The sequence below is a fragment of the Nocardioides sp. genome (assembly GCF_035429765.1).
In the GTDB taxonomy this organism is placed as follows: domain Bacteria; phylum Actinomycetota; class Actinomycetes; order Propionibacteriales; family Nocardioidaceae; genus Nocardioides.
Genome location: NZ_DAOMFK010000014.1, coordinates 21843 through 33899 on the forward strand (window position 1 = coordinate 21843; position 12057 = coordinate 33899).

Consider the following 12057-nt stretch of genomic DNA (forward strand, 5'->3'; position numbering starts at 1 on the left):
GCCCGACCCCCTCGCCTGGCAGAGCTCCTCGACCAGCTCCGAGTCTCTGGCCACGGGCTCCGACCCGACGGCCCGGGGCAGTGGGCGGGCGACGGCCTGGCTGGTTCTGGCTGCCGCTGTGAGCGTGGTCGCATGGCTGCCCTTCCTGCACCGACCGCTGACCCCGGACGAGAGCGGGTTCCTGCTTCTCGGTCAGCACTGGGCGCCGGGCACGTCGCTGTACGGCGACTACTGGGTGGATCGGCCGCCACTGCTGATCTGGCTCTTCTCGTGGGCCGGCGGGCTCGGACCGACGACCGTCTCGTCCGTCGGGCTCACGGCACCGACGGTCAAGCTGCTCGGGGCCACGGCCAGCGGTGTCGCCGTGGTGCTGAGCGGTGTGCTGGCGGTGCAGGTCGCACCCCAGGCCCGGTGGGCGCGGCGAGCCGCCGTCGTGGTCGCGGTGGCGCTGCTGTCCGACCCACTCCTCGGCATGCCGGAGACCGATGGAGAAGTGCTTGCGGTCCCGCTGGTGCTCCTCGGCCTGGCCTGTCTGGCCGGCGCGATGCGCACCAGCCGCAGGCGGCACGCGGTCCTGCTCACCACGATCGCGGGGATCGCCGCCATGGCCGCCGGGCTGGTCAAGCAGAACGTCATCGACGTCTTCGTCTTCGCGCTGGTCCTCTTCGTCGTCTCCATCGGCCGCGTGCCCGACCTGCGCAGGCGGGTGGCCGCGTTCACGCTCGGCAGCGCGGCGATGCTCGGCGCCGCCCTGACTGCCTCGTGGCTGCGGGGCACATCGCCGGCGGCGCTGTGGGACGCCATCGTCGTGTTCAGGGCCCAGGCCGCGCACGTGATCAGCGCCTCTGCCTCCGCGGCCACACCCCAGCGCATGTCCCACCTCGTGCTGGCCTCCTTCGGCAGCGGGGCGGCGCTGCTGCTGATCGCCACGGCCGGCCACGTCCTGCTGCGGGTGGTCCGCGACCGGGGCCATGCGGCCGGCAGTACCGCCCACCAGCCGGGACGGGGCGGCTTGGTCCTGGTCTGGCCGACGCTGGCGATGGTCGTCTGGGAGGTGGCGGCGGTGGCCCTGGGTGGCAGCTACTGGCTGCACTACCTGACCGGGCTGGTCCCGGGCCTCGTCGTGCTCGTCGCACTCACGCGCCCCCACGGGTGGTGGCGGGTCGCCCTGACCGCCCTCGTGGCCTACCTGGCAGCCGCCAGCCTGGTCGTGTGGGCGCACGAGGCGGTCGCACCGTCCAGCGTCTCGTCCGAGGCCAGCGTGGCGGCGTACCTGCGGGGCCACGCGAGGGGCGGCGACGGGGTCGTCGTCACCTTCGGGCACCCTGACATCGTCGCTGCCAGTGGACTGCACAGCCCGTACGAGCACCTGTGGAGCCTGCCGGTGCGGGTCCGCGACCCGCGCCTCGAGGAGCTCCAGCAGGTCCTGGCCGGTCCCGCGGCTCCTCGGTGGGTCGTGGTGTCCGGTGAGAGCATCGACTCGTGGGGGTTGGACGCGCGGCAGGCGCAGCACTACCTGGAGCGACACTACGTTGAGCAGGTGAGCTACGGCGACTGGCACGTCTGGCAGCGTCAGGAGGGCGGCGACGGATGAGGGTCCTGGTGGCCGAGGACGACGTCCGGCTCGCCGGCGTGCTCGAGGAGTCCCTGGCCGAGGCTGGCTGGCAGGTCGAGGTGGTCCACGACGGCCGTTCCACCTACGACCGGCTGCTCACCGACACCGGGTACGACGTGGTCCTGCTCGACTGGATGCTGCCCGGCATGGACGGGGTCAGTGTGGCGCGCCGGCTCCGGGGGATCGGCGTCGCGACCCCGATCCTGATGCTCACCGCCCGCGGCGCCGTGCGGGACCGCATCGACGGCCTGGACGCAGGCGCCGACGACTACCTCCCCAAGCCGTTCGACCTCGACGAGCTGCTGGCCCGGCTGCGCGCGCTCTACCGACGCAGCAGCTACACCGGGGAGGCGCCCGTGCAGGTCGGTGACCTCGTCGTCGACCCCGTGGCCAGGCGGGTCACCCGCGGCGGGACGGAGATCGCCGTGTCCACGCGTGAGTTCGACATCCTCTACCTGCTCGCCTCCCACGCGGGGCAGGTCGTCACGCGCCTGACGATCCTCGACGAGGTGTGGGACGGCGAGACCGACCTGCGCAGCAACGTCATCGACGTCCACGTGGCAGCGATCCGCGCCAAGATCGACAGGCCGTTCGGCACCGACACGATCACCACCCTGCGCGGGGTCGGCTACCGCCTCGAGGTCCCGGCCGGTAGCCGGTGAGCCTGCTGCGGGCACGGCTCTCGCGACTGCCGTTGCGGGTCCGCCTGGTCGCCGGGTTCTCCGCCGCGACCCTCGTGGTCCTGCTCGCCGCCGGCACGTTCGTCTACTGGCGCGTCGCCTACGCGCTCGACCGCGGTCTCGACACCGAGCTCGCCCAGGCCGGCCAGACCCTCGACCAGCTGGTCGAGGCCGACGGAACCGTGTCCGACCCCTCCGCCGCCGAGGCGACCGGGGTCGCGTGGCAGGTGCTCGACGCGGACGGTGTCGTGCTGGCACACGGCGGTCCGGCGCGCACCGCAGCCCTCGTCGGCACCGGGCAGCTCGAGCGGGTTGGGGCGACACCACGGACGGTCAACGTGGGGGACTTCCTCCCGGTCAGTGACAAGCCCTACCGGCTCCGTCTCCTGCGGACCTCTGCCTCTCCCGACCACGTCCTGGTGGTCGGCGTGCGCCGGGACCATCGCGACGAGGCGCTGCGCGAGCTCCTCCTCCAGCTCACCCTCGCCGGCATCGGCGCCCTGGTCATCACCGGACTCGTCGGTGACCGGCTGGCCCGTGCCGCGCTCTCCCCCGTGGAGCGCTACCGCCGCCGCGCCGCCGCCATCGCCGCCGGCAATGCCGAGCTGCGGCTCGACGTGCCCCCTCAGCGCGACGACGAGATCACCCGCCTGGGGCACACCTTCAACGACATGCTCTCCACCCTCGAAGGGGCGCTCGACCGGGAGCGGCAGTTCGTCAGCGAGGCCAGCCACGAGCTGCGTACGCCGATCACTCTGCTGACCAGCCGGATCCAGCTCGCGCTGCGCCGGCCCCGGACACAGGCCGAGCACGAACACATCCTCACCGAGCTCATGATCGACCTCGACCGTCTCGCGCGGCTCGCTGAGCAGCTGCTCCAGGTCGGTGGAGCCGACGGCGGCCACGCCCAGGGGTCGTGCGACCTCGTCACGGTCACCAGCCGCGTGATCGACCAGCGTCGCCTCGCCGAGCCGGCGCAGGCCGGCACCGTCACGGTCACCCTCCCCTCGACCGAGCTGGCCGTGCCCACGGCTGACTTCGAGGCCGAGCGGGTCCTCACCAACCTCCTGGACAACGCCGCCACGCACGGCGACCCGCCGTTCGAGGTGACCGTCGACGAGCCCGTGCCCGGGTGGGCCCGCCTCACCGTCACCGACGCCGGAAGGGGCATGCCACCCGCCCTGCTCGACGGTGCGACCCAGCGCTTCGCGCGCGCCGACGAGGCGCGCACCCGCCCCGGCTCCGGGCTCGGCCTCGCGCTCGTCGAGGCCCTCGTCACCCAGGCGGGAGGAGAGCTGCGACTGTGCCACGACGGTCACCACGCCTCCCACGGCCAGCCCGCGCCGGTGGAGTGCACGCACGGAGCGGCGATGACCGTCACCGTGCTGCTGCCGACCCCCGGGCCCCAGGACCTCCTCCGCTCCAGCCGAGAGTGAGGGCGCGTCTCCCTCGTGGGGGAGGTGACGGGGAGCTTGTTGTGACGGGTGGCCCGGCCATGCCACTGCGTGTGGTGGTTGAACGAACGTTTGATCATGCTGCGCTCCTTCACGAACGTTTGAGCATGTTGCTCGTCCTCGTCCTCGTCGGCGTCGACATCGAAGGCCGGTGGTCGGCCGCCGACCGAGCCGCGTCGGAGTCGATGCCAGGGCACGGCCCCCTCGCCTTCATGCTCGCTTCATCAGGCGCTGCCTACGGTCCTGAGCATGCGCTGCGTGATCGTCGTCCCGACCTACAACGAGGCTGACACCCTGCCTGCCCTCCTGGACCGGCTCCGCTCGGTGAGGTCCGCCGTACCCGGCGCCGAGGTCGACCTTCTGGTCGTCGACGACAGCAGTCCGGACGGCACGGGCGACGTGGTCCGGGCCGATCCGGGCTTCGGGGACTGGGTCACGCTGCTCACCCGGACCGCCAAGGACGGCCTGGGCGCCGCCTACCGGGCCGGGTTTGCCGCGGCGGTCCGCGGCGGCTACGACATCGTGGTCCAGATGGACGCCGACGGCTCGCACCCGGCCGAGGCCCTGCCCGCGATGCTCGCCCTGGTCGGTGCGTACGACGTCGTCGTCGGCTCCCGCTATGTGCGAGGCGGCGCCACGGAGAACTGGCCGCGACGGCGGCGTGCCCTCTCCTGGGGCGCGAACCTCTACGCCCGGCGGTTGCTCGGGCTGCGGACCCGGGACACCACGTCGGGGTTCCGGGCGTGGCGTGCCGAGGCGCTCACCGGCGCCGGCGTGCTGCAGACGCTCTCCCACGGGTACGGCTTCCAGGTGGAGAACACCTGGGCCTGCGAACGCCTCGGTCTCCGGGTCGTCGAGCATCCGATCACGTTCACCGAGCGCACGGCCGGCGCGTCCAAGATGAGTGGCGGCGTCGCGCGCGAGGCGGCCCGCCTGGTGCTGGAGTGGCGGATCCGTGAGCTCCTCGGCCGGACCAGCAGAGCTCCGGCCACCTCCGGGGATCGACTGCAGGGCGCAGAGCGCCGATGACCGCGAGGGGGGGAGGAGAGGCCGGCCGTGGGGGAGAGCCGGTGCATGGCCGCCGTCCCGCCCGACGGTCCCACGCCTGGGCCCGGGCACGCTTCGTCGCGTCGTGGGTGGTCGCCCTGGTCCTGGTCGGGGTGGCACTGCCCCGCGCGGTCGACGTCTCCTGGCACGGCGTGGTCCCGGTGCTGCTGTCGGTGCGGTGGCCGGCGGTGCTCGCGCTGTCGGCGCTGTGGCTCCTCGGGCTGTACGTGCACACGTTCGTCCTCACCGCAGCCGCGCCCCGCCTGACCCACCGACGCGCGCTGACCCTCAACATGACCGGCAGCGCGGTCGCCAACGTGGTGCCCCTCGGCGGCGCCGCCGGGGTCGAGCTGAACCGCCGGATGATGCGGGCCTGGGGGATCGATGCCCGCTCCTTCACCGGCTACACCCTCCTCACCAACCTGTGGGACACCGGCTCCAAGCTGCTTCTCCCCGTCCTGGGGGTCCTCGCCCTCACCCGCTCGGGAGACGCGGTGACCCCGCAGCTGCGGACCGCGTCGATGATCGCGGGGGTTGCCTTCCTCGGCCTCGCCGCCGGTGCCGTCGTGATGCTGCTCAGCCCTCGCGCCACCGGGGCGTCCGGGCGGGCTCTGGAGCGAACGGTCCGGTTCGGCCTGCGGCTGGTGCGCCGCGACCGTGCGCTCGGACTCTCCGACACCCTCCTCGAGATCCGCCGCGAGTGTGCGGACCTCGTCGACCAGGGGTGGCTGCGGATGTCGGTCGGGATCGCGGGGTACGTCGCGCTGCAGTGGGCGCTGCTGGCGCTCTGCCTCCACCTGACCGGGGCCGGGAACACCTGGCCGGAGGTTCTCGCCGCGTTCGCCGTCGAGCGGCTGCTGACCATCGTCCCGATCACCCCGGGCGGCGTCGGCGTGGCCGACCTGGGCATGGTCGGCGTGCTGCTGGCCCTCGGCGGCGACCCCAGCGCCGTCGCGGCGGCGGCGGTGCTCTACCGCCTCTTCATCTTCGCCGTCGAGATCCCCGTGGGCGGCGGAGTCCTCGGGATCTGGTTCCTCGCACAGCGTCGTACTCCCGATCCCGGCGGGTGGGAGGCCCGCCCGGCCGGCACCGCGCGCCGCATCGCCCACGTGACCGACGTCTTCCTGCCGCGCCTGGGCGGCATCGAGACGCACGTGGACGACCTGGTGCGGCACCAGCGCGCCCTCGGGCTCGACGCCGAGGTCCTCACGCCGACGCAGGCCACCGAGCCCGATCCGGGGTGGGTGCGACGGGTCACCGCGGTGGGCGCGCGCCGGAGGGTCACGGACTACGACGTGGTCCACGTCCACCTCTCGATCTGGTCCCCGTACGGCGTGGCGGTCGCTCGCGCCGCGATGGCCGCCGGAGTCCCCACGCTGATCACTGTCCACTCCATGTGGGCCGGAGCGGGCGGGATCCTGCGGCTGGCCGCACTCGCGTCCCTGCGGCGCTGGCCGGTCGCCTGGTCGGCGGTCAGCGGCGCAGCCGCCGAGAGCTTCCGTCGCTCGCTGCGCGGGACCGAGGTCGCCGTGCTGCCGAACGCGGTCGACGTCGCGTCCTGGCGGCGCCCCGCGATCGCGGCCCGCGCCCGGGTCGCTCGCGAGCCCACCGACCCGCAGGTCACGCTGGTCACCACCATGCGGCTCGCGCGCCGCAAGCGGCCGGTCCAGCTCCTTCGGATGTTCGCGGAGGCTCGCCGGCTCACCCCTGGGCAGGACGTGCGGCTCGTGATCGTCGGCGACGGACCGCTGCGCGGACGGCTGGAACGGCACGTCCGGCGCCTCGGGCTCGACCAGCACGTGCGGATCACCGGGCGGATCCCGCGCCACCAGGTGCTCGACCAGCTGGTGGCCGCGTCGCTCTACGTCGCGCCCGCGCACAAGGAGTCGTTCGGCATCGCCGCGCTCGAGGCCCGCGCGGCCGGCCTGCCGGTGGTGGCACACCGCCGCAGTGGCGTCGGCGAGTTCATCCGTGACCGGGTGGACGGGGTCCTGGTCGCCGACGACGCAGAGATGGTGGTCGCTCTCGCCGACCTCATCAGTGACGCCCCGCTCCGGGCGCGGATCACCGAGCACAACCGGCGGGTCGCTCCTCGGCTGGACTGGGTGGACGTCCTGCAGCAGACCGAGGCGCAGTACCACCGGGCCACCCGCCGCGCGGACTCCTCGAGGCCCATCGACGTGCCGAGGCCGGCGCCGGTCAGTGTGGGAGCCTGACCAGACTGTGGCGACCGTCCTCTCCCTGCACGCGCACCCCGACGACGAGGCGCTGCTCACCGGCGGGTGGCTGGCCCAGCGCGCCGCCGCCGGTGACCGCATCCTGCTCGTCTTCGCCACCGACGGGGAGGCCGGCCTGACCGACGCCAGCCACGCCACCGAGCCGCTGGGTCGCCGGCGCCGCCGCGAGGCCCTGGCGTCCGCGAAGGCACTCGGCGCCGCCGAGGTGAGGTGGCTCGGGTACGCCGACTCCGGCATGGCCGACGCGCCCACTCCTGCGTCCACCACCGGGTCCGCGGCCGGGTACTGCCGGCTGGTCGAGGCGCCGATCGACGAGGTCGCCCGGGCGGTGGCCGCGATCCTCGACGAGGAGCACGTCGACGTGCTCACCGGGTACGACGCCCACGGTGGCTACGGGCATCCCGACCACGTCCGCGTGCACCAGGTCGCCCGTCGGGCCCAGGAGCTCTCCGCGCACCGACCCGTGCTCCTCGAGGCGACCCTCGACAAGACGGCGATCGTGCGGCTGCTGCGGGTCCTCCGGCCGGCCGCCCGGCTGCTCCGGGGGCTGACCCTCCCCGGCGACGACATCTACACGGCCCGCGCGGACCTGTCGCTGAGGGTCGACGTACGCGACCACCTCGACGCCAAGCGCCGGGCACTCGCCGCCCACTCCTCCCAGACCGGCGGGGGGATCCGGACCATCGCCCTTCTCCTCGCGCTGCCCCGACCGCTGGCGCGCCGGGTCCTCGGCGCCGAGTGGTTCCACGCGGTTCCCTAGTCGCACGTCCGTTGGCAGGACCGGCCCGGACGGCCGCCTGGACCGGACCCCGGACTTGCCGCGCGGGCGCTGTGTGGCATAGGGAGTCACCATGACCTGCACCGGGGCCCGCCCCGCCTGGAGCCGGAGATGAGCCCCGGCGCGGCCTCCGCCCTGCCGCTCGAGCCGCTGACCCCGGAGGCCCTGGAGCGGATCCACACCCAGGCGATGCGGCTGCTGGCCGAGATCGGCACCGAGGTGCACGACGAGGAGATGGTGGCCCGGCTCGCCGGCGCGGGGCAGCGCGTCGACGGCACCCGGGTCCGCTGGGACCCGGACTGGGTGCTCGGGCAGCTGGCGCTCGCCCCGGCGAGCTTCACCCTCACCGGTCGCAACCCTGACCGCCAGGTGCGGGTCGGCGGTGGCAGCCTGGTCCACTGCCCGGTGGGCGGGCCACCCTTCGCCCACGACGAGGAGCGGGGCCGCCGGGACGGCTCGCTCGCCGACCACGTCGAGCTGGTCAAGCTGGCGCACGCCTGCGACCTGCTCCCCGTGCTGCAGAGCGGCACCGTCGAGGCCCAGGACCTCGAGGCCGCGAGCCGCCATCTTGAGATGGACTACTCGATGCTGCGCTGGAGCGACCGGCCGTTCATCGTGTACGGGTCCAGCGGCCCCAAGGCGAGGGACGGCTTCGAGCTGGCCGCGCTTGCCGCCGGTGGACGCGCGGCGCTCGCCGAGCGCCCGATGACGCTCGGTATCGTCAACCCCAACTCCCCGCTGGTGTGGGACGGCCTGATGGTCAGCCAGCTGGTCGCCTGTGCGGAGTACGCCCAACCGGTGGCGATCACGCCCTTCCTCCTCGCCGGCGCCTCGGCGCCGGTCACCCTCGCCGCCGGGCTGTCCATCCTCGTTGCCGAGGTGCTGTCCGGCGTCGCGATGGCCCAGCTGGTGCGACCCGGTACGCCGTGCCTGCTGGGCTGCTTCTTCACGGGGGTGGACATGCGCTCGGGTGGACCCTCCCTGGGCCTGCCCGAGTCGGTGCTGACCACGCTCGCGGGTGCGCAGCTGGCCCGGCGCTACGGCCTGCCGCTGCGCGGCGGCGGTGGGCTGTGCTCCGGCATCACGCTGGACGCCCAGGCCTCGGCCGAGACCTCGATGTCGCTGTGGGCGACGTACCTGGCCGGGTGCGACCTGGTGGTCCACGCCGCGGGCTGGCTGGAGGGAGGGCTGGTCGCGTCGTACGAGAAGCTGGCGCTGGACCTGGAGCTGATCCGCATGTTCGAGCGGCTGCGCGAGGGTGTCGTGGTCGACGACGCGGCGCTGGCCTTCGACGTGATCGCGGAGGAAGGACCAGGCGGCCTCTTCCTCGCCCACCAGCACACCCTGGAGCGTTTCCGCACCGACGTCTTCATGAGCCCGCTGTTCCGCTCGCAGGCGCACCCGACCTGGCTCAAGCAGGGCGCGCCCCAGGCGCCACAGGTGGCCGCGGGGGAGTGGCGCCGGCTGCTCGACTCCTACACCGACCCCGGCCTGGACCCCGACCTGGACGCCGCCCTGCGCGAGTACGTCGACCGGCGCACCCGCGAGTGGGAGGCCTGACCTCCCCGCCGCGCTTGGGCGGGTCTTCCCGGCACAGCCCGCGAGTCGGCTGTCGTCAGCTCTGGGCGTGCCTGGCCAGCCCGTCGAGGATCAGCCCCAGGGTGAACTCGAACTCGTTCTGGCTGTCGCACCAGCCGAGCGGGTCCTCCTCGTGGTCGTGGACCTCGCTGGCGACCATCGCGGTCAGGTGGGGGAGGGCGGGGGCCAGCGCGGCGAACTCGGCCTCGGCGGCCTCCTCGTCGACGGTCCCGCCCTCCGAGGCGGGGCTGAACAGCTCCTGGGTGAAGCCCAGCACCATCGTGCCGAGCGCGTGGATGCCGCGGTGGGCGAGGTGGTAGCTCAGGCCGCCGTGCACCATCGTGGCCAGGACCTCCTCGTAGTAGGGGTACAGCCCGGCCGGCACGCTGGACCGGGAGCCGATCAGGCCCGGTGCCCATCGGTGGCGGACCATCACCTCGCGCGCGGTGAGGCAGCGCTCCCGGAGCGCCGTCTGCCAGTCCGAGTCCTGGGCGACCCGTGCGGCGACCGCGGCACTGATCTCGGCCACCACCGCCTCGGCCAGCCCGTCGAGCAGCTGCTCCTTGCCGGGGACGTGGTGGTAGAGGGACATCGCCTCGACGCCCAGGTCGGCGGCCAGCCGGCGCATGGTCAGTGCGGCGAGACCCTCGTCGTCGGCGAGCCGTACCGCGGCCGCGACCACCCGGTCCCGGCTCAGCGGCGCTCGCACCGCGCGTGTGGTCATCGACACCTCCTGCCCTCTTGCATTCACCTTACACGGTAAGGCAGACTTACAGCGTAAGGCAACCGAGAGGACTTCCGATGACACTCACCGCCACCCGCCCCGCACTCCGTCCCGAGACCGCAGACCGCGGTCGGGTCCACACCGCCCGGGTGACCGGCCTGCTCTACCTCGGCCTGGCCGTGACCGGGCTGGTCGGCTTCTTCCTGATCCGCAACCAGCTGTTCGTGGCCGACGACCCGGCCGCGACGCTGGCCAACCTCGCCGACCACCAGTGGCTGGCCCGCCTGGGTGTCGCCATGGAGCTCGGCGTCGTGCTCACCCAGGCCCTGGTCGCCCTGTGGTTCTACCGCCTGTTCCGCAGCGTCGACGCGTTCGCGGCCGGATCCATCGCCGCGTTCGGCCTGGTCAACGCGGCGGCCATCCTCACCAGCGCCGCGTTCCTGGGCGCCGCGCTGGACGTCAGCACCGACGCCTCCCTCGCGGCCGGCGGTGACACCGCGGCCACCGTCCAGCTGCTCTACGTCGTCAGTGGCCACCTGTGGCTCGTCGGCGGACTCTTCTTCGGCCTGTGGCTGATCCCGATGGGCTGGCTCGCCCGCCGCTCGGGCTGGATGCCGGCCGCGCTCGGGTGGGTGCTCATGGTCGGCGGTGTCGGGTACGTCGTCAGCACGTTCGCCGCGTACCTCCTCCCCGATGCCGGCTCCGCCCTCGACCTGCTCACCCTTCCCGCCACGGTCGGCGAGCTGTGGATGGTGGGCTACCTGGTCACCCGCGGAGTACGCCGGACGGCGCTGCCGCCGGTCGTCGGCTGACCCAGGCCGATGGGGGACCCCGTCCGACCGGACGGGGTCCCTGTCGCGCTGCCCGGTCATCCGGCGCGATCTCGACGAGCCCGCTCGCCGTGCCCCGTGTGAGCCAGGTCATCCCCAGGGAGGGATGGTTGAACGTTCAATCGTCGTTTCACCTGGTATGACCAGCTACCTCGCCCTCGCCCGCGACGCCCAGGACCTCCTGTTCAGGGAGGCCCGCACCGCCAACGCCTTCACCGACGAGCCGGTGACCGAGAAGCAGGTCGCCGCGATCTACGACCTGGTCAAGTTCGGTCCGACCGCGATGAACAGCCAGCCGCTGCGCATCCTGCTGGTCGGCCAGGAGGCCCGCGAGCGGCTGCTCAAGCACCTGTCGGACGGAAACCGCGACAAGACCGCGAGCGCCCCGCTCGTCGCGGTCCTCGCCGCGGACCTGGACTTCCACGAGAACTTGTCGCGGACCTTCCCGCACTTCCCGGGCGCGCGGGACGCCTTCGCCGACGACGTACGCCGCGAGGAGGCGGCCAGGTTCAACGCGGCGCTCCAGGCCGGCTACTTCCTGCTCGGCGTCCGCGCCGCCGGGCTCGCCGCGGGTCCGATGGGCGGGTTCGACGCGGCCGGCCTGGACGAGGAGTTCTTCTCGGGCACCGCGCTCAGGTCGTTCCTGGTGGTGAACATCGGGCACCCGGCGCCGAACGCCTGGTTCGACCGGCTGCCGCGGCTGGGGTACGACGAGGCGGTGACCGTCGCCTGACCCCACCCGGGCCCTACGCTGGGAGACCTGCAGTCTCCTTGCCAGATCGCCGTTCGAGCGGTCAGGCAAGGGTCAGCCGCAGCCGCAGCTCCCGCCGCAGCAGCCACCGGCGGACGACGCGGTCTCTGTGCCGCCACGGGCGACCGCGACCGTCGAGAGCAGCCGGACCGTGTCGTCGTGTCCCTGTGGGCAGGTTGCCGGATCGGCCGAGGCGCTCATCGGCCGTTGCTCGATGAAGGTGCTGCCGCAGGAACGGCAGCGGAACTCGTATCTGGGCACGCGGACCAGGGTACCCACTCCGCGCTCGCGCCCCCGGCCTGCCGAGTCCCACCTCCGGACGCGGGGCTCATGTGCGTCGGGTGAAGCTGATGGTGTGGTCGG

Annotated in this window: 11 protein-coding genes; 9 read left to right on the forward strand and 2 right to left on the reverse strand. The window is 73.4% G+C overall.

Annotated elements, in window-relative coordinates:
* Positions 1 to 118 precede the first annotated feature (118 nt).
* The 7 genes from PLP61_RS02950 (at position 119) to PLP61_RS02980 (ending at position 9371) form a co-directional block, all read left to right on the forward strand.
* Entirely contained in the window at positions 119 to 1594 is a 1476-nt protein-coding gene (locus tag PLP61_RS02950; RefSeq protein WP_324500203.1) for a hypothetical protein, read from the forward strand.
* Positions 1591 to 2277 carry a response regulator transcription factor gene (locus tag PLP61_RS02955; protein ID WP_324500205.1) on the forward strand — a complete coding sequence of 229 codons (687 nt, stop codon included), beginning with the start codon at positions 1591 to 1593 and terminating at the stop codon, positions 2275 to 2277. The genes PLP61_RS02950 and PLP61_RS02955 overlap by 4 nt, the downstream gene beginning before the upstream one ends.
* On the forward strand, positions 2274 to 3731 hold the full coding sequence (locus PLP61_RS02960) for an ATP-binding protein (RefSeq protein WP_324500207.1): 1458 nt from the start codon (positions 2274 to 2276) through the stop codon (positions 3729 to 3731). Before PLP61_RS02955 ends, PLP61_RS02960 begins: the two co-directional genes overlap by 4 nt.
* 267 nt (positions 3732 to 3998) lie before the next feature.
* Positions 3999 to 4778: a polyprenol monophosphomannose synthase gene (locus tag PLP61_RS02965; RefSeq protein ID WP_324500209.1), complete on the forward strand. Its 780-nt coding sequence runs from the start codon at positions 3999 to 4001 to the stop codon at positions 4776 to 4778.
* A 41-nt stretch (positions 4779 to 4819) separates the two neighbouring features.
* Complete coding sequence (locus PLP61_RS02970; protein WP_324500211.1) at positions 4820 to 7012, forward strand: glycosyltransferase; 2193 nt, start codon at positions 4820 to 4822, stop codon at positions 7010 to 7012.
* A gap of 7 nt (positions 7013 to 7019) precedes the next feature.
* On the forward strand, positions 7020 to 7793 hold the full coding sequence (locus tag PLP61_RS02975; RefSeq protein ID WP_324500213.1) for a PIG-L deacetylase family protein: 774 nt from the start codon (positions 7020 to 7022) through the stop codon (positions 7791 to 7793).
* A 129-nt stretch (positions 7794 to 7922) separates the two neighbouring features.
* Entirely contained in the window at positions 7923 to 9371 is a 1449-nt protein-coding gene (locus tag PLP61_RS02980) for a trimethylamine methyltransferase family protein (RefSeq protein WP_324500215.1), read from the forward strand.
* Between the two features lie 55 nt (positions 9372 to 9426).
* Here the strand turns inward: PLP61_RS02980 and PLP61_RS02985 are convergent, their stop codons facing one another.
* Positions 9427 to 10113, reverse strand: a complete 687-nt coding sequence (locus PLP61_RS02985; RefSeq protein ID WP_324500217.1) for a TetR/AcrR family transcriptional regulator — start codon at positions 10111 to 10113, stop codon at positions 9427 to 9429.
* Positions 10114 to 10190: 77 nt separating this feature from the next.
* Between PLP61_RS02985 and PLP61_RS02990 the strand changes: the two genes are divergently transcribed.
* Positions 10191 to 10925 (forward strand): DUF4386 domain-containing protein, encoded by a 735-nt coding sequence (locus tag PLP61_RS02990; protein WP_324500219.1) that lies wholly within the window; start codon positions 10191 to 10193, stop codon positions 10923 to 10925.
* 157 nt (positions 10926 to 11082) lie between these two features.
* Entirely contained in the window at positions 11083 to 11676 is a 594-nt protein-coding gene (locus PLP61_RS02995; protein WP_324500221.1) for a malonic semialdehyde reductase, read from the forward strand.
* Between the two features lie 72 nt (positions 11677 to 11748).
* Here PLP61_RS02995 and PLP61_RS03000 read toward each other — a convergent pair whose 3' ends face one another.
* Positions 11749 to 11973, reverse strand: a complete 225-nt coding sequence (locus tag PLP61_RS03000; RefSeq protein ID WP_324500223.1) for an FmdB family zinc ribbon protein — start codon at positions 11971 to 11973, stop codon at positions 11749 to 11751.
* Positions 11974 to 12057 lie beyond the last annotated feature (84 nt).

Coding starts and splice junctions, on each gene's coding strand:
- PLP61_RS02955 (WP_324500205.1), top strand. CDS start 1,591: ATGAGGGTCCTGGTGGCCGAGGACGACGTCCGGCTCGCCGGCGTGCTC.
- PLP61_RS02965 (WP_324500209.1), top strand. CDS start 3,999: ATGCGCTGCGTGATCGTCGTCCCGACCTACAACGAGGCTGACACCCTG.
- PLP61_RS02980 (WP_324500215.1), top strand. CDS start 7,923: ATGAGCCCCGGCGCGGCCTCCGCCCTGCCGCTCGAGCCGCTGACCCCG.
- PLP61_RS02985 (WP_324500217.1), bottom strand. CDS start 10,113: ATGACCACACGCGCGGTGCGAGCGCCGCTGAGCCGGGACCGGGTGGTC.
- PLP61_RS02990 (WP_324500219.1), top strand. CDS start 10,191: ATGACACTCACCGCCACCCGCCCCGCACTCCGTCCCGAGACCGCAGAC.
- PLP61_RS02995 (WP_324500221.1), top strand. CDS start 11,083: ATGACCAGCTACCTCGCCCTCGCCCGCGACGCCCAGGACCTCCTGTTC.